This is a genomic window from Streptomyces melanogenes (genome assembly GCF_014649795.1).
Classification (GTDB): Bacteria; Actinomycetota; Actinomycetes; order Streptomycetales; family Streptomycetaceae; genus Streptomyces; species Streptomyces noboritoensis.
Genome location: NZ_BMTS01000007.1, coordinates 36,826 through 58,603, shown reverse-complemented (window position 1 = coordinate 58,603; position 21,778 = coordinate 36,826). Strand labels below are relative to the sequence as shown.

Sequence of the window (21,778 nt, the reverse complement as noted above, 5' to 3'; positions counted from 1 at the left end):
ACGGTCTCCGGCGACCCGAGGGGTGTACGCGGCGCCGGATACGCAGGTGGGGGTACGGGGAGAAACACGGGGAACGCACGGGGGGAAACATGCACCAGGACGAGTTTCGGTATGGGCTGCTCGGGCCGGTCACGGTGGTGGACAGCGCGGGGGAGGCCATTTTGCTGACGCCTCAGCAGCGCGCGATATTGGCGATCCTGCTGGCACGGCGCGGCAGGGCCGTCACCGCCGACGACCTCGTGGACGGTGTGTGGGGGCACCCCGCGCCGAAACGGGCCATGTCCGTTCTGCAGAGCCAGGTCTTCGAGCTGCGCCGCAAACTGGAGCCCGGTCGTCCGCCGCGTACGCCCGCGGCGGTCCTCGCCTCCGCCCCCGGCGGCTACCGTCTGGTGACCGCCGAGGACGCCTGCGACCTCGACCGGTTCGACCGGTACGTCACCGAAGCCGACCAGGCGGCCCGGGGCGGCGACCGGGAGGATGCCCGCCGGCTCCTGCGCACAGCGCTCTCGCTCTGGCGCGGCATACCGCTCGCCGGTGTGCCCGGGCCGCACGCCGACGGTCTGCGAGGTGCGCTCAGCGAGCGGCGGCTCGGCGCCGTGGAGTCCCGTATCCGCCTCGACCTGGAGCTGGGCGAGCACGCCGAGAGCGTCCCGGAGCTGGCTCTCCTCGTCGCCGAGCACCCGCTGCGCGAGGGTCTTCGGGCGCTGCTGATGCTCGCCCTCTACCGTGGCGGGCGCCAGGCCGAGGCGCTCGCCGCGTACGCCGACGGCCGTTCCGTACTCGCCGCCGAACTCGGCGTGGAGCCGAGTGCGGAGCTGAGCGACCTGTACCAGCGGGTGCTGCGGGCCGACCCGTCCCTCGCCACCGACCTGTCCCCGGCCACGCAGGCGGGCGGTCCACTCCGGGGCCCAGAGGGATCCACGGCAGACCGGGGCGCAGGCTATCGGCACCCCACACCCGCCCAACTACCCGCACCTCCCTCGGACTTCACGGGCCGTACGGCCGCGGTCGAGCACCTGCTGGCCGCGCTCGACGCCGAATCCCCGCAGATCATCGTCTCCGCGATGTCGGGCCTCGGCGGGGTCGGCAAGACCGCGCTCGCCCTGCACGCCGGCCATCGCGTCCGCCACCGCTACCAGGACGGCCAGCTCCACGTCGACCTCGGCGGCACGTCCGCCGACCCCGTCGAACCGGAGGAGGTCCTGGGCCGGTTCCTGCGCGCCCTGGGCATCGGCGCCGTACCGGACGGTCTCGACCAGCGGGCGGCGCTCTACCGCTCCCTGCTCGCCGGGCGCCGGGTCCTGGTCCTCCTCGACAACGCGGCGGACGGTCGGCAGGTGGACCCGCTACTGCCCGGCACCCCGGGCTGCGCCGCCCTGGTGACCAGCCGCGTCAGGCTCTCCCTGCCGTCGGCCCGGGCATTCGAACTGGACGTGTTCTCGGACGAGGAGGCACTGGCGCTGCTGTCCCGGATCGTCGGCCCGGCGCGCATCGCCGCCGAGCCGGAGGCCGCCGCCGAACTGGTCGCCGCCTGCGGCCGGCTGCCGCTCGCCGTACGGATCGTGGGCGCGCGGCTCGCCCAGCGCCCCGTCTGGACGGTCGCCGGGCTGGTGGACCGGCTGACCGAGGAGCAGCACCGGCTCGGCCAGATCAAGATCGGCGACCTGGCCGTCGACGCGACGTTCCGGCTCAGCTACGACCAACTGCCGCCCGACCTCACGAGGGCGTTCCGCCTCGCCTCGCTCGCCGACGGCCCGGTGTTCTCGGTGCCGATGGCCGCCTCCCTGCTGGACCGGGACGAGCGGCAGACCGAGGCGTTGCTCGAACAGCTCGTGGACGTGGGCCTGTTGGAGCCGTCGGGCGAGCGCCGCTACCGCTACCACGACCTGCTGCGCCTGTTCGCCCGGGCCCGGGCCGAGGAAGCGGGGCCCGCCGGGGAAGGAACGCAGGCGTCGGAGGCCGACGCCGCGCTCGACCGTCTCGTCGACTTCTGCCTGGCCACCGTACGCGGCGCCTACCGGCTGTGCCGCCCGGGCTGCACCACCCCGGACGCCATGGCCACCACGCGCGCGACCCCCGTCCGCTTCGACGACGCGGCGGCCGGGCAGGAGTGGGTGCGCGACGCGCTCGACACCCTGCTCGGGGTGTTGCGGCAGGCCGCGCGCCGACCGGGGATACGGATCGCGCCCGCGGCCGATCTGCTCCTGGCCCTCGACCCGTTCGGCGAGAACGACTTCCTGTGGCCGTACCTGAACGGGCCCGCCGCCGCGCTCGCCGACGCCGCCGCCCTGCGCGGCGAGCCCGCCGCCGAGATCCGCGCCCGTTACATGCTGGGCGGCGGACTGTGGCAGGTCGGCCGCGGGGCCGAGGGGCGCGCCCAGGTGGACCGCGCGCTCGCGCTGTGCCGCGCCACCGGCGACGAGGTGATGCTCGGCCAGCTCCTCAATGTGAGCAGCCTGCTGGACGCGACGGGAGCGACGGGCGCCCCCGGCTACGAGTCCGCTCTCGCCCTGCTCCAGGAGGCCGTCGCCGTACACGTCCGCCGCGGCAATCTGTGGGGCGAGCTGGAGACGCGCAACAACAGCGCTTATCCCCTGCGGCAGTTGGGTCACATCTCGCGGGCCTTGGACTGCCTCACGGACGCCCTCTCCCGCGCCACGCCCCTCGGCTGGACGGTGGTGCGCGTCTACATCCAGACGGGCCACGCGCGCACCCTGGTCGAGCTGGGCCGCCCCGGCGAGGCGGTGGCGAGCTACACCAAAGCCCTGGACGGCTGCCGGGAGATCGGATCCGAGCACCTGGAACTGCTCGTCGAGCGGGGCCTCGGCGAGGCCCTGCGGGAACTCGGCCGGTACGGACAGGCCGCAGCGCACCTGGAGCGCAGCCTCGCGGGCGCGCGGCGGCTCGGCAACAGCCCGCTGGAGGCCGCCGTACTGCTCTCCCTCGGCGCGACCCTGTCCGCGGCCGGCCACACCGAGCGCGCGGACGCCTCTCTGCGCGCCGCCCACACCCTTCACGTACGCCTCGGCATTCCCCTGCCGGAGCCGCTGACCGCGTACGGAACCACCACCTGACGGCCGACGCCCGGTCGAGCGCACCCTGACATACGCCCCTTCTTCCGTCGTTCGCCGACCCACCCGGGCATTCCGCTCCGTACGTACGGGTTAGCGGACAGTCATCGCATCTTCCGGATAACGGACAGAGCGGATGGCAGATCGCGTGGGCGTCTCATAATCGGGTGTACCTGCATCTCATTAATTGGACACACCCGCACATGAGCCAGACACTGACACCCACTCCCCTGCACCAACAGGACGCGCCTGAACCCGGCACTCCGCTCTCCAACGGGCTCAAGCAGCGGCACCTTTCGATGATCGCGCTCGGGGGTGTCATCGGGGCCGGTCTCTTCGTCGGGTCCGGTGCCGGTATCGCCGCCGCCGGGCCGTCGATCGTGCTGGCCTACGCCGCGTCCGGCATCCTCGTGATGTTCGTGATGCGCATGCTCGGCGAGATGTCCGCGGCCGACCCGGCCTCCGGCTCGTTCTCCGTGCACGCCGAGCGCGCGATCGGCCCCTGGGCGGGCTTCACCGCCGGATGGATGTTCTGGACGCTGCTCGTCGTGGGCGTGGGCATCGAGGCGATCGGCGCCGCGCACATCATGCAGGGGTGGTTCCCCGGCACCCCGTCCTGGCTGTGGGTGCTGGCCTTCATGGCGCTGTTCTGCGGCGCGAACCTGGGCGCCGTCTCCAACTTCGGCGAGTTCGAGTTCTGGTTCGCCGCACTGAAGATCGGTGCCATCGCGCTCTTCCTGACGCTGTGCACCCTGGCCGTTCTCGGCCTGCTGCCCGGCACCGACTCCCCGGGCGCGGCCCACCTCGTCCACGACGGCGGGTTCCTCCCCACCGGTATGAGCGGACTGCTCGTCGGACTGCTCGCCTCGGTCGTCGCGTACGGCGGCCTGGAGACGGTGACCATCGCGGCGGCCGAGTCCGAGGACCCGGCGCGGGGCGTGGCCAAGGCCGTGAAGACGACGATGTGGCGGATCGGCATCGTCTACGTGGGCTCGATGCTGGCGATCGTCACGCTCATCCCGTGGAACGACAAGGCCGTCACCGACAGCGGCCCGTACGCCGCCGTGCTCGACCGGCTCGGTGTCCCCGGCGGCGCTCAGATCATGAACGTGGTCATCCTGATCGCGCTGCTCTCCGCGATGAACGCCAACATCTACGGCTCCTCGCGCATGGCGTACTCCCTGATCGCGCGCGGCCAGGGCCCCGCCTTTCTGGGCAAGGTCTCCGGCCGGGTCCCGCGCCGCGCGGTGCTCGCCTCGTGCGCCTTCGGCTTCGTCGCCGTGCTCCTTTCGTACTGGTGGCCCACGACCGTCTTCGCCTGGCTGCTGAACATGGTCGGCGGGGTCGTGCTGATCGTGTGGGGCTTCATCGCGGTGTCCCAGCTGGTGCTGCGCCGCCGCCTGGAGCGCACGGCATCGGCCCAACTGGTCGTCCGGATGTGGGCCTTCCCGTATCTGACCTGGGTGGCCCTGGCGGCGGTGACCGGTGTGCTGGTCCTCATGGCCGTGGACTCCGGGACCAGGGTGGAGCTCTACTTCACCGGTGGACTGGCGCTGACGCTGGCCGTGATCGGATACGTACGACAGCGGAAGCACGCGCCGGTCTCCCCGGCGCACACGGAGGTTTGACCATGCAGTTCTTACGCGTACGACGTACCGCGCTGGGCGGGCTCGTCCTGCTCGCCACTCTTCCTCTGGTTGCCTGCGCCCAGGCAGACGGCCGAGCGTCGTCGTCACCGGCCACAACGACATGGCCTGACACGAAGCCGAAAGCACCCGTGGCCGACTTCAAGGACCTGGAGCGCAAGTACGGGGCGCGGCTCGGGGTGTACGCGGTGAACACGGCCAACGGGCGTGAGGTGGCCTACCGCGACGGCGAACGGTTCGCCTATGCCTCCACGTTCAAGGCGCTCGCCGCCGGTGCCGTCCTGCGGAAGTACTCCCTGGATGGCATGGCCAAGCTGGTCAAGTACTCCAAGGAGGACCTGGTGGCCAACTCGCCCGTCACCGAAAAGCACGTCGACACCGGGATGACGCTGGGCGAGCTGTGCGACGCCGCCGTGCGCTACAGCGACAACACGGCCGGGAACCTGCTGTTCGACGCGCTCGGCGGCCCGAAGGGCCTGGAGAGCGCGCTCAGGCAGACGGGCGACGCGGTGACCCGCGTCGAGCGCCGCGAGCCGGACCTCAACCAGTGGACCCCGGGCACCGTACGGGACACCAGCACGCCCCGCGCGCTGGCCCAGGACCTGCGCGCCTTCGTCGTCGGCGACCGCTTGGGCACGCCTGAACGCGCCCAGCTGACGCGGTGGCTGCGGACCAACACCACCGGAGACGAGCTCATCCGGGCCGGAGTCCCCAAGGGCTGGACGGTCGGCGACAAGACCGGCGCGGGCGGCGTCTACGGAATCCGCAACGACATCGCCGTGGTCTGGCCCCCCGACGGCGCGCCCATCGTCATGGCGATCCTGACGAACCGCGGGTCCAAGGACGCCGACTACGACAACAAACTGATCGCGGACGCGGCTGCGGTGGTGGCTCGTGCGGTGTCATAGGCGCAAGTCGGCCGGGCTCCGGGTGCCTGTCGCCGAGCCGAACGCTGGATGTCACAGCCGCCGGGCGCGCAGCACGCTGGTGAGCATCGGGAGGGTGAACTCGCCGTCGGTGGTCTCGGACCGGCTCGCGAGATAGGCCCGGGCCCGGCCCAGCAGGGTTTCCCGTTCCTGCTCCGGCATGACCAGCATTCCCGCCTTCGTCGCGAGGGTGGCGACGAGGGAGTCGGCGGTCCGGCGCTGCCCGTGCGGGAACTCCGCTTGTTCGGGCGCGCCGAACCGGGCTTCCCCGCCCTTCCTGGGGAGGTGCATGGCGGCCGTCTCGCTCCGCCAACTCGTGGGCACGTCACGCGGGCCGATGGCCGCGCTCCCGCTGACCCGTGCGAGCCCGGCCACCCACTCGACCCGGTCGTCGAAGACGTTCCACAGGCCTGCCAGCACCCCGCCGGGCGCAAGGACCCTGGCGATCTCGGGTCCCGCGACGTCCATGTCGAACCAGTGCATGGCGTTGCCGGAGACCACGGCGTGGACGGACGCGTCCGGGAGCGGTATCTCCTCGGCGCTGCCCGGCAGGGCGCGCACCGCCGGGAGTGCGCGGCGCAGTTCGGCCAGCATCGCCGGGTCGGGCTCGACCGCGACGACGTCGACGCCCAGTGCGAGCAGCGTGCCGGTGAGCTTGCCGGTCCCGGCGCCGAGGTCGAGCACCCGCGGGCCGGGCGCGGGTTCGAGTGCCCAGCGCACCGCGGCCTGTGCGTAGTCCGGGCGGTGCTCGGCGTAGGCGCCCGCCGCCGCACCGAACGACGAGCTGTGAGCCATGCGATTCATCTCAATTCCCCACGCCAGCAGCCTGCTTGATGTATCGATCCGATACATCGGCAAGATATGTAGCGGCGCACGTCGACGCAAGGGCCAACCTCGGCCGCCAACCCGTACCGCGTGTGCGAAGTGTGTAAAAACTGTGCTGCGTGAGGCAGATTTTGCTCACAGGGATTTGAACAGATCACAGCTTGGTCACTAAGGTCATATCTCGAACCTTCGCGCGATCAGTCACTCATTCGGGGTGTCCGCGAAGGGGCCGCCATGTCTGCGTAGTTCGGCGGCTCTGAGGAAGAAGGAGCTGCCCTCCGTGGGGTCCCACCGTCGTCCCAAGAATCCGAACCGCGCCCGTGTCACCGTGCTCACGGCGACCGCCGCCGCGGCCGTCGCGCTCAGCTCGCAGGCCGCCAACGCCGCGCCCGCCAAGCCGAGCAAGGACGAGGTGAAGTCGAAGGTCGACGAGCTCTACCACCAGGCGGAGAAGGCCACCGAGGAGTACAACGGGGCCAACGAGAAGCAGACCGCCCTCCAGAAGGAGGTGACGGCGCTTCAGGACCAGGTGGCCCGTGGGCAGGCCGAGCTCAACGCGCTGCGCAACGGCATCGGTTCGCTCGCCAGCGCCCAGTACCGCTCGGGCGGCATCGACCCGTCCGTCTCGCTCTTCCTCTCCGCCGACCCGGACAGCTACCTCGACAAGGCGGCCGCGGTCGACCAGTTGGGCGCCAGGCAGACGCAGGCCCTGGAGACCATCCAGTCCAAGCAGCGGGCGCTGGCGCAGAAGCGCGCCGAAGCCACCCGCAAGCTGGCCGACCTGGCGGACGTCCGCAAGACGGCCGGTGAGAAGAAGAAGGCCTTCCAGGGCAAGCTCGCCGAGGCGCAGAAGCTCCTCAACACCCTCACCACCGCCGAGCGCGCCCAGCTCAAGCAGGACGAGAACCGCGCCAGCCGTGGCGCCGGCGAGCGCGTGAACCTGGGCAGCGAGAAGCCCGGGTCCGGGCGCGGCTACGCCGCCCTCCAGGCCGCCGCCACACAGATCGGCAAGCCGTACCAGTCCGGCCACGAAGGCCCCGACTCGTACGACTGCTCGGGCCTGACCCAGTGGGCCTTCGCCCAGGTCAACGTCCACATATCGCGGGTCACGTACACGCAGATCAACGACGGCAGCCCGGTCAGCTTCAGCCAGCTCGCCCCCGGCGACCTGGTGTTCTTCAACAACCTCCTGCACGTCGGCATCTACGCGGGCAACGGCATGGTGCTGCACGCCCCGAAGCCGGGCGCCTTCGTCCGCTACGAGAAGATGAGCTACCTCGGCAGCTTCTACGGCGCCCGAAGGATCTGACCGCGCCCCGGGTGTCCGGGGGACACTGCTGACGGCAGGGCCGAGTCGAGGGATCCTCGGACGGATCCGTCGGCAGCACCCCGGACAGGAGGCACGTCATGCGCATCCCCGGACCCGAGCACCAGCAGGACGGCGGGCGGAGCGCCGTCGCGGCCGCGGGCGGGCTGCACCGCTACCAGTTGCACCTGCACGACACGTACGGACCTGTCGTGCGCTTCCAACTGCCGGGCGCGGACACCGCCGTGTCGGTTGCCGACCCCGTGCTCCTGGAGGCCACGGCGCACGTCGACAAGCGGCCCGAGGAGCTGTTCGCGTTCCTGGACCCGCTGTGCGAGGCGGGCAACCTGCAAGTACTCCCCGCCGACGCGCACACGCCCTGGCGTCGACTGCTGCTCTCGGTGCTCGCCGGACGTCCTGCCCACGAGCGGCACTTCACGCGCTTCACGGAGCTGGCCCGGGAGCTCGCGGAGCGCTGGGCCGGGCAGCCCGGCAGCCCGACGGCGAACCCATCGAGCTGCAGCAGGAGTTGACCGCGCTGTCGCTCCGTATGATCTGCGGGTTCGCGCTCGGCGACGCGGACATCGACACGGACGCGGACCGCGTCGTCGCCGCGTTCGAGGACGTGCTCACCGAGCACCTCGGGCGGCTCTACCAAGTACCGCGGGCCGACCCGCGCTCGGCGGAACGGGCCGATGAAGCCCTCGCGTATCTGCGCGCGACGGTCGACCGTGTGGTGGCGGCACACCGCTCGACCGGCCGCACCGACCGCAGCGACCTGATCGGGGCGCTCCTCGAGGCCGGGGAGAGCCCGGCGCGGATCCGGGACACCGTGATGGTGACGCTGCTCGCCGCCCACCACACCACCGGCGTCGCCGTCTCGTGGACGCTGCACCTGCTGGGCCGCGACCCCGACGCGGCCGACCGCGTCGCCGCCGAACTGGACCAGGTGCTGGGCGAACGCGCCGCGCCCGACTACGGCGATCTGCGGCGCCTCACATATCTGGACAGGGTGCTCAAGGAGTCGATGCGCCTGTTCCCGCCCGGCCCGTACGGCGCGCGCGAGACGACCGAGGACCTGGTCCTGGGCCCGTACGAGATCCCTGCGGGGACGACGGTGTTCTATCCGTTCTGGGCGGTGCACCTCAACCCCGAGCATTGGCCCGAGCCGGAGCGGTTCGACCCCGAGCGGTTCACGCCGCAGGAGGTGGCCAAGCGGCCGCGGCTCGCGTACGTCCCCTTCGGGATCGGGCCCCGCAGCTGCGAGGGCGCCGCCCTGGCCACGGTCGAGGCCCAGCTCGTCCTGGCCGTCCTGCTCAAGCGCCTGCGCTTCCTGCCCGCGCCGGGGCGCGAGGTGACGCCGGTGGAACGGTTCGTGCTGTGGGCACGGGACGGGATCCGTATGACGGTGCCTCGGAACTTCTAGCCGGAACCGCACGGACCCGGGATCTCTGACATTTCGTCAGCTCATGGCGAGAGAACGCCCGTTGACATTACATACGGTCGACCGCATTCTTTCTTCATGACTTCGACATCCCTCACCGAGGAGACCGACCCGTACTGCCTGGCCACACTCGACGCCGCGGCGATGCTGTTCGACGCCCCCTGGCAGCGGTACGCCGTGATCGGGGACAGCCTCTCCGCAGGGACGGGAGACAAGAGCGTCGGCTACGGGGACCTGGGCTGGTCCGATCGGTTCGCGCACATCCTGCGGCAGGTGCGGCCCGATCTGGCGTACCTGAACACGGCGGTGATCGGCGCCACGACGGTCGACACCCTCGACCAACAGATCGACGGGGTGCGGGACTTCGTCCCGGACCTGCTGCACCTCCCGTGCGGCGCCAACGACCTCCTGCGCCGCTCGCCGGATTTCGGGGAGATCGAGCAGAACATGCGCAAGATGTACGACCTGGCGGCCGAGACGGGCGCGCAGCTCACGACGTTCACCCTGGGGCGCTCCTACGTCGTGCCGGTCTTCCCCGACTGGACGGAGCGCGTGCTCACCCTCAACGACCTCACACGCACCCTTGCCGACGAGTACGACGCCGTCGTCGTCGACATGTGGGATCACCCCGTCAACTCCCGGGAGAACCTGCTGAGTGCGGACCGCATCCACTTCTCCACGTCGGGCCAGGCCGTCCTGACGAGCGAGATGGTCAGGACGCTGGCCGCCTCCCTGGCCCAGCGCACGCCCTGAAGGCCGGTGCGGCAGGACAACCAGTACGATCGACCGTATGGTCACTGGGGCGCGAACGATCGTCACGCGAGCAGACACGGCGTCGATCACTGACAAGCGCCTCCTCAAAGGGGCACGAGCGCGTGAGACCGCACTGCGGCGCGCCGTCGACATCGCCTCCCTCGACGGACTGGACGACGTCAGCTTCGGCCGTCTCGCGACCGATACGGGCATGAGCAAGGCGGGCATCCAAACCCTCTTCAGGTCCAAGGAAGTGCTCCAGCTCGCGACCATCGACTACGCGCGCGAGATGTTCATCGACGCGGTCGTCCGCCCCGCGAAGGAAGCGGCTCCCGGAGTCGACCGGCTGCGCGCTCTGATCGAGCACTGGATCGGCTACGCCACAACCCCGCTCTTCGAAGGCGGCTGCTTCCGCATGGCGAACATCGCCCGCTTCGACAGCAAGCCGGGACCGATCCGCGACGCCCTGCTCCACCACCAGCAGGAATGGCTCGCCACCCTCGCGAAGGAAGTGCGGACCGCCGTCGGATCCCGCGAGATCGCGGAACTCGACATCGACCTCGCGGTCTTCCAGATCGATTCCGTACTCTGCGCGGCCAACACGGCGCTACGCCTCGGAGACGAAGAGGTCATCACCAAGGTGCGCCGCACCGTGGAAGACCTCCTCAAGGCGGCCTGAACACTCCACGCGCCTGACCGTTCGGCGCAAGAGGTACGGAGCGCATCTCGCGCGGTGGCGGAGCCGTGCGAGGACCAGAACGTGCACCTCGCGGGTCCCGGTAAACGCCGCCTCCCGGGACCGGGGACGCCCCCGGTCCCTAGGTGGGGAGTGCCAGTCCCTGGATCAGCCGGTCTCTCCCGCCCGCCGCACCGCCCGGGCCAATCTGTTCGAGGAGGGGCTGCCCGCCGGAGTCCTCGACCGAGGGTTCGGCCGGTCCCGCTGAGTTGGTCCCCAGCCTTGCGACCCGTACCTCACAGGAAGCGAAGAGACATGCCCAAGATTTCCGCTGAAGACAAGAACCTGACCGTCCTGAACATCTTCACGACGGACGCCCCGGAGAAGCAGGAGGGCCTGCTCGGCGCGATGCGCGAGATCGTCGACTCGGCCGCCTACCCGGGCTGGATGTCCTCCACCGTGCACGCCGGCGTGGACAAGCCGGGCACGGCCAACTTCATCCAGTGGCGCAGCCGCGCCGATCTGGAGGACCGGTACAACAAGGAGGAGTTCGAGCACCGTACGCTCCCGCTCTTCGGCGAGCTGACCACCTCGATCCGCCTGCTGCAGAACGAGATCGGCTACTCCCAGGCCAAGTCCGGCGACAAGGTCGAGATCTCCCCCGCACGCGGCGACTACACCGTGATCACCGTCTTCGGCGTCGAGGAGAAGAACCAGGACGACCTGGTCGACGCGCTCGGCCCGTCCATGAAGTTCCTCAATGACATCCCCGGCTATGTCTCCCACACCGTCCTCAAGGGCATCGCCGCCCGCGGCCTGGAGGGCTCCTTCGTAGTCTCCTACTCGCAGTGGGAGAACAAGGAGGCGTTCGACGCCTACCAGGCCGTGGAGCAGGGCGACAAGCCCGCCGCCCGCCAGGACGCCGAGAAGCGCACCGGCTCGCTCCTGACCTCGGTCGACTCCAACACGTACCAGGTGGTCCACACCCGCGCGGCCGGGGAGTGACAGGAAGCCGAGTGCCGCTCGCCTGACCCGCACGACACCGCGCAGTACGAGACGGATACGCCCGGTTCCCTCACAGGAGCCGGGCGTTCCGCAAGGCCGCGCCCCAGCGGCACCCTGTTCCCCAGTTCTGCGGCAGCCCCTTGCGCACGTCCGTAGGATGCGGCCAGATCTTTTCGATCCGTGGACGCTCGAATGGGGGAAAACGTGTCGTTCGACCAGGAGTGGGCGCAGCTGAAGACCACTGCCGCGGAGAAGCAGGACGCCGCGCGGACGCGGCTGAACAGGGTGCCCGACGACGGCGGGGGCCCTTCGCCCAACGGCGACCTCGTGGTGAGCCAGGGCGACCTGGCCAGCGTCGGCGACGAGGCCTTCAAGCTCTACCAGCGGCTCGACACCGACGGGGACCACGCCAAGCAGAGCACCACCGCCGCCGGTGCCGCCATGAAGACGGACTTCGCGCTCGGCGCCGCCCTCACCCTCCTCGCCGACCACTGGAACAACCAGGTCAACAGCCTGCTCCAGGCCTGCGCACACATCTCCAACCACCTCGACTACACCAAGAACGCCCACGCGGGCGACGAGTACCACATCGTCACCAGCCTCAGCGCGCTCGACCTCAACCGGGCCTTCGGTGAAGGGAAGCAGGGCTGATGGAACTCGACGCGCTCCGATTCGGGAACTTCACCCCGCTCGGCACGGCCGTCTCCGACTGGACGGCGATGATCAGCAAGCTGGAGTCGCTGCGGACGGACGCCCACGACCAGTTGGACGGCAAGTCCCAGAAGGCGAACTGGGCCGGGGTGAACGCCACGGTCACCCGGCAGTTCATCACCCGGACCGCCAAGGAGTTCGGCGACGCCGTCACCGAGGCGACCAGCATCCGCAACATCCTCCAGGACACGTACAACGAACTCGTCGACTGGCAGCAGAAGTTGAACGAGGCCATCGAGCACGGCCTGAAGAACAACCTGACCGTGGTGGGCACGGGCAAGGGCGGCTTCACCGTCACCATGAACATCCACCCGGACCGCGCCGCCAAGGGCACCAAGGTGCCGGAGCACTCCATCGCCGACGTCGACAACCTGCGCGACGAGGTGCAGCGCATCCTCGCCAAGGCCACCGAGAGCGACAACACCGCCGCGCAGGTGCTGAGCGCCCTGACGGGCCAGACACCGCTCGGCTTCTCCGACGCCTCCTACGGCGACCGGGACGCGGCGGCCAAGGCGCTCAAGGACGCCGAGGACCTGGCGAACCTCATCAAGAAGAAGGGGGACGACATGACCCCCGAGGAGTTCGACAACCTCACCCGTCAGCTCGGTGCGTACAAGAACGACCCGCTGTTCCAGGAGAAGTTCACCACCACCCTTGGCGCGCGCGGCGCCCTCGACTTCTGGGCGGACCTCTCCGACCCGTCCGACGGCGGCAGCCTCCAGCGCGCCCGCCTGGACCAACTGGGCGAGCTGCAGAAGAACTTGGGCTTCACGCTGGCGGGGGCCACCCGGACCGGCAGCACCGCGATGCAGCTGTGGGAGCAGGACATGATCGGCCTGGGCGGTCAGCAGATCACGACGCGCGGCACCCAGGTGTACGGCTTCCAGCTCATGAGCAACCTGATGCGGGTCGGCGACTACGACGACACCTTCCTCAACGGCTACGGCAACGCGCTCGTGTCCACCGAGAAGAAGATGAAGCTGCCCGACCACTACTGGAACGGCGGTGTCGGCGGGCCCCCGATGCCGAAGATGAACTTCATGGGCGAGGAGTTCGGCCGCGACCCGATGACCGGTTTCATGACCGCCCTGTCCAGGTCGCCCGACGCGGCGACCCAGTTCTTCAACGCGACCGCCCCGCAGGACAACGCCGAGTACGTGCTCAAGGACCGCCGCGCCTTCGACGACACCCCGCTCAACCACGGCGACGCCAACCAGTCCAAGGACGCCACCGGCAAGGCGCTCATCGCGGCCGCGACCGGAGTGGACCCCAACGACCCGAACGCCCGGCCCGTCGACCACACCCCGGAGCACCGCCAGGTCCTCGACCGCTCGCTCAGGTACCTGTCCGCCGCGGGCGACGACTTCGCGCCCGAGTTGCGCGACGACATGGCGATCGTCCTGGGCAACCACTCGGACGAGGTCCACTACTCGATGAGCGCGCTCGCCAACGACCCCAACGACCCCAAGCTGCTCGACCGGGGCCAGCTCCTGGAGGTCACCAAACAGGTGTCGCGCAGCCAGGACTCGTACGGAAAGCTCAATGAATTCATGAACCAGGAAATGGTGCGGGACATCTACCAGGACCACCCCAAGGACCCGCACGAGACGCTCCAGCGGGCCGGGCAGACCACCGGCTTCCTGGAGGAGGCCCGCTACCAGGCGCTCAAGACGGACAAGCACGACCCGTCGTGGGACGCCAAGTGGATGTACCACGGCTTCGGCGCGGCGGTGAACTTCATCCCCGGGGTCGGCGACGTCGCGCAGCGCGGGGTCGACGCGCTGACCTACCAGTGGCAGCTCGACGAGCAGGCCCGCATCAACCACGAGATCCAGGAGCAGAACGGCAAGGTGTTCGTCGGCCGGGAGGGCCAGCTCAAGGCACTGGCCGAGCAGTGGGACAAGGTCAACCCCGACAGCGGCAAGAACGCGTACACCCTGACCAACGAGGCCAGCACCGCCGCGCTCAACGGCAACGCGGCGGCCCAGGGTCTGGCGGGCGACCAGTGACCCCTACGATCCGCGGCCTCGTGCTCGCCGCCGCGCTCAGCGTCCTCGCCGGGTGCTCCTCCTCCGACGACTACACCGTGCCCGACGCGCTGTGCGGCGTCACCGTGGGATCCGAGCCGCTGGCCCCGCTCCTGCCGGACGGGGAGAAGCTGGATCAGTCCACGAAGACCCTCAGCGCCGAGAGCTCGACCTGTTCCGTCTCGGTGGACAAGAAGCAGGCGGTGTACGTCACCGACGACGTGACCGATGCCGACACCGATCCGGTCGCCGTACAGCGCGACGCGCTGGCGCGGATGGGCAATCCGCAGAAGGCCGCCGTCGGCGACGACGCCCGGATCGCGGACCAGGGCGGGGTCGCGGTCGCCGTCTGCACGTACCAGGGCGGACGCCACAAGTTCGTGACCCTGGTCGACCTCACCTCGGAACATCCGGTGCCGAAGGGGACCGCCGACCGCAGGAAGGCGATGGAGGCGTTCCTCCGCGCCTATCTGCCGAAGGCCATGGAGGCGAAGGGCTGCCGGAAGTAACGCGTCGGGCGGGGCACTCGCCGTAGTGACAGCAGTGCGCCCGGCGCGCTCCAGCCCCAGCGCGGCTGTAGCGTTGCCGCCATGTGCTGGAGCGCGACGGCCGACCTCGTTGCGGGCGCGGGCATCATGGCTGTGGGGGCCGTCTCCGTGACCCTGGCGGCCCGAAACCCCCGTGACCTGCCGCTCGCCGCGCTGCCTCTCCTGCTGGGGGCCCATCAGATCATCGAGGCCGCGGTCTGGCACGGCGACGGCGGTACCGGGCCCGCCACGGTCGCCTGGGCCGTCATCGCGCTGCCCCTGCTGGCGCTGTGGGTGCCGGTGGCCGTGCTCTGCGCCGCGCCGCCGGGCGCCCGCCGCCGTCTGTTCGTCCCCCTGGCGGCGGGAGTCGCGACGGCGGCTGTGCTGGCCTACGCGCTGGCGACCCGCACCGTGACGGCCGAGATCCGTGGCCACACCGTCGGATACTCCCTGGGGCTGCCGCAGGCGCAACTGGTCGTCGCCGGCTACCTCCTGGCAACGATCGGCTCCCTGCTCCTGTCCGGCGACCGGGGTCTGGTCCTGTTCGGTGTGCTGGTCGCTGTCGGGGCCGCGGTGTCCTTCGCGCTGTGGCGGCAGGAGTACGTCTCGACGTGGTGCGCGTTCGCCGCGGTGTGCTCGGTGGTCCTGACGCTCTGGGTGCGAAGGCGTCGTCCGCCACGGTAGAGAGGTGGTGCCGTTGAGCGAGAGGACGAAGACGTGGATGTGTACGAAGCCGTGGACAGCCGCCGGGCCGTGCGGGCGTTCAGCGATGAGCCGGTACCCAAGGAAATACTCGAACGCGTGCTGGTCGCGGCGACGCGGGCGCCGTCGAGCGGGAACCTCCAGCCGTGGCACCTGTATGCGGTGACCGGTGAGCCCTTGGCCGAACTGAAGAGGCGCGCGACGGCCAGGGCGCTGGCGGGAGACCCCGGCGACGAGCGGGAGTATCCGATGTACCCGGCCGACCTGACCCGGCCGTACCTCGACCGCTTCTCCGCGGCGGCCACCCAGCGGTACGCGGCGCTGGGGATCGAACGCGACGATCCCGACAGGCCCAGGAAGATAGCCGCCTTGAACTCGCAGGCGTTCGGGGCGCCGTTCGTCCTGTTCTGCTACCTCGACCGGGAGATGGGCCCCGGCCAGTGGGGGGACGCGGGGATGTTCCTGCAGACCGTCATGCTGCTGCTGAGGGCGGAAGGGCTGCACAGCTGCCCCCAGGTGATGTGGACGATGTACCGCAAGACCGTCAGCCGGATAGTCGCGGCCGATGACCGGCTCGTACTGTTCTGCGGTGTCGCGGTGGGGTTCGAGAAGGAAGGCGTGCCACGGCTGCGTACGGGGCGGGCGGAGGTGGCAGAAACGGTGAGCTTCGTCGGCGTGTGACGGACGCGGGCGCGCCCTCCGCAGCGGCGGTGAAAATCGCTGTCCGATTGTCGGAGCGCGGTGATAGAAGTGGGCCGTGCAAAACACTTTGACCTTCCCCGATCTGCTGCGGCTTATCGCCGAACGATCGACCGCCTTCCGCGCCGCGGTCGCCTCCGCACCCAGCCTCGACGCACAGGTGCCGACCTGCCCCGAGTGGACCCTGCTCGATCTGGTGAAGCACATCGGCGAGGGGCGCCGCGACTGGGCCGCCACCGTCGCCGCGGGGCCCGACGCCACGGCCAAGGCATCAGCGGAGGGCACCCCGGCAGCGCCGCGCGAGCGCGAGGCGCTGGTGGCCTGGTTGGCCGAGTCCACGGAGCAGTTGCTGGACGCATTGCGGGAGGCCGGCCCGGATCGCGGGGTCTGGATGTGGTGGGGCGCGTCGCAGTCGCCGCCGACCTGCGGTGCCGTCGCCCGGCACCAGCTCCAGCAGATGGCGGTGCACACGTACGACGCCGAGATCACCATAGGTGCCCCGCAGCCGCTGCCCGACGAGGTGGCGCTCGACGGTGTCGAGGAGTTCCTGTTCACCTGCATCGCGACGCCGAGCGCCTGGCCGCACGAGCCTGTTCTCGTCGACCTCCACGCCACCGAAGGCCGCTCCTGGCGCCTCTCGCTCTCCGCCGACGGCGCACGGACCACCCCTCTCCCCGAGGCCGGCGCGGTGCCCGCCACCGCTGCCAACACCTCGGTCTGGGGCACGGCCTCTGAGCTGGTCCTCTTCCTGTACGGCCGGATTCCCGTGGAGTCCGTGAAGCTCGAAGGCGACCCGGGCTTCTTCGACCTGCTCCAGGCCTGGGAGCCGGAGCAGTAGGACGCGGCCGGATCCCTCCACCGTCGGTCCGCTGAGCGGAACGGCGGTGGAGGGGACCGCGACCGACGGGGCACAGTGGGCGTTCTGCCGGGCACACCGGCCCGGCCCTCCTTCATCGTCAAGGAGAGTGACGCGATGGCTCACTCACGCCGTCGACGGACGGGGACACCCCACATGAACAAGGCCCGGGCCGCCCTCACGCTCATGACCGTGACCGCCTGCTCGCTGGCCACCGTGCACACGACGGCACACGCCGCGCCCCAGGACTGCGTGACCACCACCCTGCGCACAGGGACGGAAACCGTCGGAACCATCGCCACCAAGTCCTCGTCCAGTGCCTGCCACGGCCTCAACCTCACCTACGCCCACCGCTCCGGACGCGAGCACTGGGACGAGTACGCGGGAATGTACGAGACGGCGTCAGGCGGGAAGTTCGGCGCCTCCGGCTATGTGCTCGTCGACAACGGACACTACCCCGTGGGCCATTACGTCCTCGTGCCCGACCTCGCCCCCGGCACCCGCTTCAGCGTCGCCAGCCAGGACGGCACCGACACCGTGGACATCACGCACTGACACCCATGGGGCCGCCGGTCGGTGCGCCACCGGACCCGACGGCCGTCCCCACCGGCTCCAGGGAGGGGGGATCGTGGCCCGACCGCGCAACTCCGTTGCGCTGGCGGCACTTCTCTGCGCCATGGCGTTGACCGCCTGCTCCAGTGACTCCGGCGGCTCCAGCACAGTGGGTCGTCCTGCTTACCCTCGCCCCTCCCCCGCTCCGGCGAGCACCCCGCCCGTGCCGATCACGTACGCCATGCCCGAGGACATCACCCTGCTCGCGCTGCCCTCGACCGGAGCCGAAACGCGCTGGTCACAGGCCTGGACGCGTTCGCCCAGGCCGTCGGCGACGCCTCGGCCCACGCCTGCGCCCAGACACACCGAACCGCCCTGCCGGACAGCCCGCCGCCCACATACATCCGCCAGGCCGAACTGCCCGATCTCGCCTTCATCCGCCGCCACGGCTTCGGCGCCGTACTCGCCCCTCTCCCCTACCCACGCGATACGCGGAGGGGCAGCGCCTCCCCGGCCGGGCGGCGCTGTCTGCGCCAAGGCGACGGCGCCACGCGCGACTTGCGCAGTGTGTACGCCGAGATTCAGGCGGCCTGGACGCGGGAGCTGGCCGAGCTGCGCGCCGCCCCGACCGTGCGCAAGGCATATCGGGGCCTCGCCCCCTGCCTGACCCGGCACGGCATCACGGCCGCCGACGAGCCCGGCCTCTTCGCGCTCGCCGACCGGCGACTCGCCGCCGACCGGACGGACGCGGACCTGGCCGGGACGTACGCCACGTGCATGGCTCCGATCGAGGCGGCCCGCGCTCCCCTGCGTACGCGACAACGCGACCGCTTCATCGCCGCCCACCGCGCCCAACTCCAGGAACTCCGGCGCACCCTCCCCGCCCGCGTCCACCGCCTCGAAGCAGACCTCGGCATACGGCTCTCCTTCCCCGCCGTATGAGTCGTGGCGCGCAGGGACTGCCGCACCGCGCGGCGGGGGCGACACCGCATACGCGCGGTAACTGACGGAATAGGCGATTCCGTAACAAGACGATCGTGAGTGGTCGTTTTCAGTCAGGATCGAAACTGTCACTCCGTGTGCAGGGTATCCGCCCCTCCTTCCGCGCCCCGCCCGCACCCGTCGCACCTCACCAGTCCCGCCGTGCACACCGAGTGGCAGGCATTCATGCGGACTTACCGGGAGTTCGGCGAAAATTCTTCCGAGTTTCCAGCGAGCGATGACAAGACTCGACCGAAACTGGCCGTGATCCTTTGACTCCCGATCGACCATTCGGTGAAGGTCGTTCACATGTCCGTCACAACCGGAGCCTCCACGGGTAGCCCGATGCGCCGACGCGACTTCCGGCTGCTGCTCGCGGGAGCGGCCGCCGGACAACTCGGCGCTCAGGTCACGCTGGTGGCCCTTCCCCTTGTCGCCGTCCTCGAACTCGACGCCTCCGCCTTCCAGGTGGGCCTGCTCACCGCGGCGGAGACCGCCGCCTTCCTGCTCGTCGGGCTGCCCGCCGGGGCCCTCACCGACCGCCTGCGCAAACGCCCCTTGATGATCCGGGCGGACCTGGTGCGGGCCGTGGCGATGGGCAGCATCCCGGCCGCCGCGGTCGCCGACGCCCTGACGATGGCTCAGCTCTACGTCGTCGCGCTCGTCACCGGAGTGGCGACCGTGTTCTTCGACGTCGCCCACCAGAGCTATCTGCCGCAGATCGTGCCGCGCGAGGAGCTCATGGCGGGCAACGGCGCGCTGGAGACGGTCCGTTCGACCGCCCAGGTGGCCGGGCCGGGGGCTGGAGGCGGGCTGGTCCAGCTCGTCGGCGCGCACCTCGCCGTCCTCGCCGACGCCCTCGGCTATGTGCTGTCCGCCCTGGTCCTCCTGCGCATCCGGCAGCCCGAGCAACCGCCGCAGACCCCGCCCGGCGCGTCCCTGCGCAAGGACATCGGCGAAGGCATCCGCTTCGTCACCGGCCACCCCCTGCTCCGCGTCATCGCCCTGACCACCGGCCTCGCCAACCTGTGCATGGCCGTCCTGATGGCCACCCAGACCGTGCATCTCGTACGCGTCGTGGGACTCGAGCCAGGCGCACTGGGACTGGTCCTGTCCGCGTCAGCCGTCGGCGGACTCCTGGGCGCCCTGTGCTCCGGGCGGCTCGCCGCCCGGTGGGGGCAGGCCCGGCTCATCCTGTGGTCCGTCCTGCTGAGCGGACCGTTCGCCGTGCTGTGGCCGCTGTCCGGGCACGGCACCCTCGGCGCGATCCTGTTCGCCACCGGATCGGCGGGCAGCTCCTTCGGCGCCGTCGTCTACAACATCGCCCAGGTCAGCTTCCGCCAGGGGCTGTGCCCGCCGCGGCTGCTCGGCCGGATGAACGCCACCCTGCGCTTCCTCATGTGGGGCACCCTGCCGCTCGGCGCGCTCCTCGGCGGCGCCCTCGCCCAGTCCTTCGGGCCGCGCACCGCACTCGCCTGCTGCGCCGCCGGTTTCCTCGCCGTACCGCTGCCGCTGCTGTTCTCCCCACTGCGCCGCATGCGGGACCTGCCCGGCCCCGAGGCGCACCAGGAGGACACCACCACGGAGGACGACGGACAGCCCGCCGCCACCCCCTCCCGCTGAACCCCCGCCGCGCCCACGAAGCACCCCCCCCGATCACGACAGAAGAGGACTCCGTGCCCAGCATCACGAGCCAGTACCTGGCCCGCTACCGGCGTATCACCGCCGGCGAGGGGGCCGGCGCCCTGCTGCCCGTCACCGGGGCACAGCGCCGCTTCGCGCTGGTGCGGTCGCTGGACCCGGCGGGACGCCCCGACGTGGTGCCGATGTTCTTCGCCTTCCCGCACGGCACCGTCGACCCCGCCCGCCTGCAAGCGGCGGCCCGCCGACTCGCCGCCCGGCACACCGCCCTGCGCTCGCGGCCCACCGTCGTACGCGGCACCCCCGTCCTGCACGTGGGAGAACCGGACATCCGCGTGACCCACCTGGCCCCCGCGCCGGGCGAGCGCCCCGCCGACACCCTGCGCCGCGCACTGGCCTCCTGGGATCCGCAGGCCCCGCCCCTGCGCCTGTTCCTCGCCCGCGACGACGAGCACCGCACCGACGACCTCCTCGCCGTCGCCCTGGACCACGCCGTCTGCGACGGCCGGTCGCTGGCGCGGATCGCCGAAGAACTCGGCGCCGCGTACGCCACCGAGTCCCTTGTCGCGCCCGAGGAGACCGAAGCCGAACTCGCCGCCTACCACGAGGCGGTCCTGCTCCAACTCGCCGCCGAGGAACGCGCGGACACCCCCGAGGCGGCCGCGTACTGGGCGGACCGGCTGCGCGCCGTGCGCGCCCACGCCCCCGCGCCACGTCCCGAACGCGTGCCCGCGGGCACGCTCCCCAGCGGCTCGGCCGAGGCCCGGCTGCCCGCGCACGACGGCCGCGTCCCCTTCCCCGGACTGCTCGACGCCTGCCGCGCCGCGGCGAGCGCGCTGTACGGCCCGGATCGCGTCGTTCCGCTCGGCTACCCGTGGGGCGGCCGCCCCTCCGGTGCGCAGCCGGTCGTCGGCTGCTTCCTCAACACCGTCGTCTTCCCGGCCGCCACCGGCCACGGGCCCGCGCCAGAGGTGACGGCCGACGCCTGGTGGGACGACCTCGACCGGGCCGACATGCCTTTCGACGCGGTCGTGGCCGCCGCCCGGTCCGCCGGCCCGGGCTGGAACGGCGCGCTGGACGGACTGCTGACCGTGGACGACGACAGCCGCCGCCCGCCCCTGGTCCTGGCCGGTGTCAAGGGCCGCGAGGTCCACATCGACGGCAGACCGGTGCGCGCCCCCTTCGCCGTCTCCGTCACCCAGGGCGCGGAGATCCGCCTGCGGATGGTGTGGGACCGCGCGGTGCACGACGACACCACCGCCCACCGGGCGTTCGACGCACTCGCCCAGGCGCTGCGCCCGGCGGCGCGGGCCCTGGGCTGAGCCCGCCGCCCGGCACCCAGCGGCACCCACCCAGCCCCCTGTGCGGCCCCGCGCGACCCGCCAAGCCGCCCGTACGACCGCGCCCGGCCACGACCGTGACCGGCCCCG

At 71.0% G+C, this 21,778-nt stretch carries 19 protein-coding genes and 1 pseudogene; 18 read left to right on the top strand and 2 right to left on the bottom strand.

Translation table 11 applies throughout. From position 1 onward, the window contains the following. Positions 1 to 89 precede the first annotated feature (89 nt). The 3 genes from IE252_RS16905 to bla all read left to right on the top strand — a co-directional run bounded on the left by IE252_RS16905 (position 90) and on the right by bla (position 5,625). Positions 90 to 3,074, top strand: coding sequence for an AfsR/SARP family transcriptional regulator (locus IE252_RS16905; RefSeq protein ID WP_190090245.1), 2,985 nt, complete (start codon positions 90 to 92; stop codon positions 3,072 to 3,074). 200 nt (positions 3,075 to 3,274) lie between these two features. Beyond that, positions 3,275 to 4,699, top strand: a complete 1,425-nt coding sequence (locus IE252_RS16900) for an amino acid permease (protein ID WP_190090244.1) — start codon at positions 3,275 to 3,277, stop codon at positions 4,697 to 4,699. 2 nt (positions 4,700 to 4,701) lie between these two features. Next, positions 4,702 to 5,625, top strand: a complete 924-nt coding sequence (bla, locus tag IE252_RS16895; RefSeq protein WP_190090243.1) for a class A beta-lactamase — start codon at positions 4,702 to 4,704, stop codon at positions 5,623 to 5,625. Between the two features lie 51 nt (positions 5,626 to 5,676). On the opposite strand, the gene IE252_RS16890 is transcribed toward bla, so the two are convergent. Continuing rightward, positions 5,677 to 6,438 (bottom strand): class I SAM-dependent methyltransferase, encoded by a 762-nt coding sequence (locus tag IE252_RS16890; RefSeq protein ID WP_229848461.1) that lies wholly within the window; start codon positions 6,436 to 6,438, stop codon positions 5,677 to 5,679. A gap of 310 nt (positions 6,439 to 6,748) precedes the next feature. On the opposite strand from IE252_RS16890, the gene IE252_RS16885 reads away from it, so the two are divergent. The 12 genes and pseudogenes from IE252_RS16885 (at position 6,749) to IE252_RS16830 (ending at position 17,729) form a co-directional block, all read left to right on the top strand. Continuing rightward, complete coding sequence (locus IE252_RS16885; protein WP_190090241.1) at positions 6,749 to 7,777, top strand: C40 family peptidase; 1,029 nt, start codon at positions 6,749 to 6,751, stop codon at positions 7,775 to 7,777. A gap of 98 nt (positions 7,778 to 7,875) precedes the next feature. After that, positions 7,876 to 9,200: pseudogene (locus IE252_RS16880) on the top strand (cytochrome P450). Positions 9,201 to 9,296: 96 nt separating this feature from the next. After that, positions 9,297 to 9,971, top strand: coding sequence for an SGNH/GDSL hydrolase family protein (locus IE252_RS16875; RefSeq protein ID WP_190090240.1), 675 nt, complete (start codon positions 9,297 to 9,299; stop codon positions 9,969 to 9,971). Between the two features lie 37 nt (positions 9,972 to 10,008). Next, positions 10,009 to 10,650: a TetR/AcrR family transcriptional regulator gene (locus tag IE252_RS16870; RefSeq protein ID WP_190090239.1), complete on the top strand. Its 642-nt coding sequence runs from the start codon at positions 10,009 to 10,011 to the stop codon at positions 10,648 to 10,650. A gap of 312 nt (positions 10,651 to 10,962) precedes the next feature. Beyond that, on the top strand, positions 10,963 to 11,652 hold the full coding sequence (locus IE252_RS16865; protein WP_190090238.1) for an antibiotic biosynthesis monooxygenase family protein: 690 nt from the start codon (positions 10,963 to 10,965) through the stop codon (positions 11,650 to 11,652). 204 nt (positions 11,653 to 11,856) lie between these two features. Continuing rightward, positions 11,857 to 12,303 (top strand): hypothetical protein, encoded by a 447-nt coding sequence (locus IE252_RS16860; protein WP_190090237.1) that lies wholly within the window; start codon positions 11,857 to 11,859, stop codon positions 12,301 to 12,303. Beyond that, positions 12,303 to 14,372 carry a hypothetical protein gene (locus IE252_RS16855; protein ID WP_190090236.1) on the top strand — a complete coding sequence of 690 codons (2,070 nt, stop codon included), beginning with the start codon at positions 12,303 to 12,305 and terminating at the stop codon, positions 14,370 to 14,372. The genes IE252_RS16860 and IE252_RS16855 overlap by 1 nt, the downstream gene beginning before the upstream one ends. Then, positions 14,369 to 14,899 carry a hypothetical protein gene (locus IE252_RS16850; protein WP_190090235.1) on the top strand — a complete coding sequence of 177 codons (531 nt, stop codon included), beginning with the start codon at positions 14,369 to 14,371 and terminating at the stop codon, positions 14,897 to 14,899. The genes IE252_RS16855 and IE252_RS16850 overlap by 4 nt, the downstream gene beginning before the upstream one ends. Positions 14,900 to 14,980: 81 nt before the next feature. Continuing rightward, on the top strand, positions 14,981 to 15,601 hold the full coding sequence (locus tag IE252_RS16845) for a DUF6629 family protein (protein ID WP_190090234.1): 621 nt from the start codon (positions 14,981 to 14,983) through the stop codon (positions 15,599 to 15,601). A gap of 33 nt (positions 15,602 to 15,634) precedes the next feature. Beyond that, positions 15,635 to 16,300 (top strand): nitroreductase, encoded by a 666-nt coding sequence (locus IE252_RS16840; protein WP_190090233.1) that lies wholly within the window; start codon positions 15,635 to 15,637, stop codon positions 16,298 to 16,300. 76 nt (positions 16,301 to 16,376) lie between these two features. Further along, positions 16,377 to 17,156, top strand: coding sequence for a maleylpyruvate isomerase N-terminal domain-containing protein (locus IE252_RS16835; RefSeq protein ID WP_190090232.1), 780 nt, complete (start codon positions 16,377 to 16,379; stop codon positions 17,154 to 17,156). Positions 17,157 to 17,330: 174 nt separating this feature from the next. Continuing rightward, on the top strand, positions 17,331 to 17,729 hold the full coding sequence (locus IE252_RS16830) for a hypothetical protein (RefSeq protein WP_190090231.1): 399 nt from the start codon (positions 17,331 to 17,333) through the stop codon (positions 17,727 to 17,729). 180 nt (positions 17,730 to 17,909) lie between these two features. On the opposite strand, the gene IE252_RS16825 is transcribed toward IE252_RS16830, so the two are convergent. Beyond that, a complete protein-coding gene (locus IE252_RS16825) occupies positions 17,910 to 18,173 on the bottom strand; it encodes a hypothetical protein (protein WP_190090230.1) in 264 nt (87 codons plus the stop codon). Between the two features lie 120 nt (positions 18,174 to 18,293). Between IE252_RS16825 and IE252_RS16820 the strand changes: the two genes are divergently transcribed. The 3 genes from IE252_RS16820 to IE252_RS16810 all read left to right on the top strand — a co-directional run bounded on the left by IE252_RS16820 (position 18,294) and on the right by IE252_RS16810 (position 21,670). Further along, positions 18,294 to 18,668: a hypothetical protein gene (locus tag IE252_RS16820; protein WP_190090229.1), complete on the top strand. Its 375-nt coding sequence runs from the start codon at positions 18,294 to 18,296 to the stop codon at positions 18,666 to 18,668. 348 nt (positions 18,669 to 19,016) lie between these two features. Beyond that, a complete protein-coding gene (locus IE252_RS16815; RefSeq protein WP_190090228.1) occupies positions 19,017 to 20,330 on the top strand; it encodes an MFS transporter in 1,314 nt (437 codons plus the stop codon). A 53-nt stretch (positions 20,331 to 20,383) separates the two neighbouring features. Continuing rightward, a complete protein-coding gene (locus IE252_RS16810; RefSeq protein WP_190090227.1) occupies positions 20,384 to 21,670 on the top strand; it encodes a condensation domain-containing protein in 1,287 nt (428 codons plus the stop codon). Positions 21,671 to 21,778: the final 108 nt, after the last annotated feature.

Coding starts and splice junctions, on each gene's coding strand:
- IE252_RS16905 (WP_190090245.1), top strand. CDS start 90: ATGCACCAGGACGAGTTTCGGTATGGGCTGCTCGGGCCGGTCACGGTG.
- IE252_RS16900 (WP_190090244.1), top strand. CDS start 3,275: ATGAGCCAGACACTGACACCCACTCCCCTGCACCAACAGGACGCGCCT.
- bla (WP_190090243.1), top strand. CDS start 4,702: ATGCAGTTCTTACGCGTACGACGTACCGCGCTGGGCGGGCTCGTCCTG.
- IE252_RS16890 (WP_229848461.1), bottom strand. CDS start 6,438: ATGGCTCACAGCTCGTCGTTCGGTGCGGCGGCGGGCGCCTACGCCGAG.
- IE252_RS16875 (WP_190090240.1), top strand. CDS start 9,297: ATGACTTCGACATCCCTCACCGAGGAGACCGACCCGTACTGCCTGGCC.
- IE252_RS16870 (WP_190090239.1), top strand. CDS start 10,009: ATGGTCACTGGGGCGCGAACGATCGTCACGCGAGCAGACACGGCGTCG.
- IE252_RS16865 (WP_190090238.1), top strand. CDS start 10,963: ATGCCCAAGATTTCCGCTGAAGACAAGAACCTGACCGTCCTGAACATC.
- IE252_RS16855 (WP_190090236.1), top strand. CDS start 12,303: ATGGAACTCGACGCGCTCCGATTCGGGAACTTCACCCCGCTCGGCACG.
- IE252_RS16845 (WP_190090234.1), top strand. CDS start 14,981: ATGTGCTGGAGCGCGACGGCCGACCTCGTTGCGGGCGCGGGCATCATG.
- IE252_RS16830 (WP_190090231.1), top strand. CDS start 17,331: ATGAACAAGGCCCGGGCCGCCCTCACGCTCATGACCGTGACCGCCTGC.
- IE252_RS16815 (WP_190090228.1), top strand. CDS start 19,017: ATGTCCGTCACAACCGGAGCCTCCACGGGTAGCCCGATGCGCCGACGC.